Annotated in this window: 1 protein-coding gene; it reads right to left on the bottom strand. The window is 32.6% G+C overall.

The genetic code is table 11. From position 1 onward, the window contains the following. A complete protein-coding gene (locus PN497_RS25700) occupies positions 1 to 1,023 on the bottom strand; it encodes an IS4 family transposase (protein WP_096566207.1) in 1,023 nt (340 codons plus the stop codon). Positions 1,024 to 1,113 lie beyond the last annotated feature (90 nt).

Raw genomic sequence — 1,113 nt, 5'->3', positions numbered from 1 at the left:
TCAACATCTCATGATATCTTCCATCCAATGAACATAACTAATTTGTTGACACATACAAGCTTGAAGATAGCGGAATTTATCTAACATTTTATTACCCCATTCTTGAGGAACAGATACAAGTTGTAAAATTAGATAAGCGATGAGACTGGCATAAATTTGTATGCCAATACCATTAACATTTTTGGTAATTAATCTATCTAGTTTTAGGTGCATCTTTAAGAATTTCCATAATAATTCAACTCCCCAACGTAAACGGTAAATATCCCTGATTTCATCATCTGTAACTGCTGCCTCTCCATCTGACGGTAAATTCGTGACTAAGCGAAATTCAGTTTTAGTTTCTAAATCACAAAAATTAACTACCCTATAAGCGGGAGCATCACTCGCTGAACCGATTTTGACTAATCCAGTTCCCGATTCAAATTCTAGTTTCCAATTATTCTTAATTCGCACTACAAAATATTTGTCTTTTTGCACTAATTCCTGCATAAAATTTAGTCCCGCAAAACCTCTATCCATTACCCCAACAGCATCTTGCGGTAAATTAGACATCATTGATGAACCAAATTTATAATCATGATTATGTCCAAAATTTATCAAATTATCTTCTGGACTTCCTGTTGACAGATTGAGGGAACTAAAAAGTTTTACTTGATGATGTCCTAAAACCCATAGTAACTTACTTGTTAAGGTAATTACTGTAGAATCAATTGGACAAATGGCGTATTTATCATGTAACTTTTTGTGAGCTTTTTTCTGGACTAATTTATTCAATTGATGATAAATCTTTTGGAAGATTTCTTGATTTCTGTGTGTGTTAGCCTTGGAAAAAGTCGAAATCCTTACATCAATACCTGTATTGTTTAATCTTTTAAATAAGTCCCTCATACTTGTTAAACTATTATCCAAGGCATAACCCAACCAACACTCAACGTAAAGACGGGTGTTCAAAACCGGATAATCATTTTTTGGCAAGGATTTGAGGATGTCTTTGACAATCTTGGGAAATGAATTTATAATCATGATCAAATCAATATTTTGATATAGCTTGCTCAAATTTTAATATATTTTGGGCTATTTTTATCACAGATTTCTTAACATTCAACACTTCTG

It is taken from the genome of Sphaerospermopsis kisseleviana CS-549 (genome assembly GCF_028329225.1).
GTDB lineage: Bacteria > Cyanobacteriota > Cyanobacteriia > Cyanobacteriales > Nostocaceae > Sphaerospermopsis > Sphaerospermopsis kisseleviana.
Note: the sequence above shows the minus strand (reverse complement) of the source record. Positions and strands in the feature narration are given on the sequence as shown.